Below are 793 nucleotides of genomic sequence, written 5' to 3' on the forward strand. Positions count from 1 at the left end.
CGTCTGAACAACCCTTCAACCGTTTGTAGCTCATACAAACATTGTGAATCACTTGCGTACTCGCTACCTGCCAATCGATTCTCACGGATCTCGGTCAGCCTTTCCGCATCGATCGTCAAACCAAACAACTTATGGCGATATATCTCAAACTCCGGTAACAACCTTAAGCGAGCAATATCATCATGGATAAACGGATAGTTTGCGACGCGTAAACCAAACTGCATTGCCATGTACAAGCTCGTTGGCGTTTTACCGCTGCGAGAGACACCCAACAAGATAATGTCTGCCTCTTCCAAGCCTTTTAAAGTAATGCCGTCGTCGTGCGCTAACGTGTATTCGATAGCAGCAATACGGTCGAAGTATTTGTCCGAGTCTTTATTAACGCTACGAGAACGCTGCAGCTTCGGCTTAGGCGCCATTTTCGTATCATCTTGCACTTTCTGCACGATACTTTCTAACACGTCATAACAATGCGCAGGCGCATCTAACAGCTTGAGTTTTATCTCCGGAATCACAATCGAGAAAAAGACCAAAGGTTCATGGCCTGTTGCTCGATATGAAATCTCGATCTCTTTCAATAAATCAGAAAGTTTGTCTTCACTTTCGACAAACGGGAAGGTTTTTTCATTAGCTTCGAATGGGAATTGACCTAGAACAACATGCCCTAAAGTCTCACATGTTATGGCCGTTCCATCAGAAACATAGAATACATCACGACTTTGGATATCAATTTGCATTTTTTATTTAATGTTTAAAATTATTTTGAGTAGGATGGGAACCATAATATATATAA

Annotated in this window: 1 protein-coding gene; it reads right to left on the bottom strand. The window is 42.0% G+C overall.

The window, feature by feature from the left end:
* A partial coding sequence (locus tag AB4496_RS27985) for a pyruvate, water dikinase regulatory protein (protein WP_372133296.1) occupies positions 1-737 on the bottom strand: 737 nt, incomplete at its 3' end.
* Between the last annotated feature and the right edge of the window lie 56 nt (positions 738-793).

This window comes from Vibrio sp. 10N.222.46.A1 (assembly GCF_041473595.1).
Taxonomy (GTDB): domain Bacteria; phylum Pseudomonadota; class Gammaproteobacteria; order Enterobacterales; family Vibrionaceae; genus Vibrio; species Vibrio tasmaniensis_A.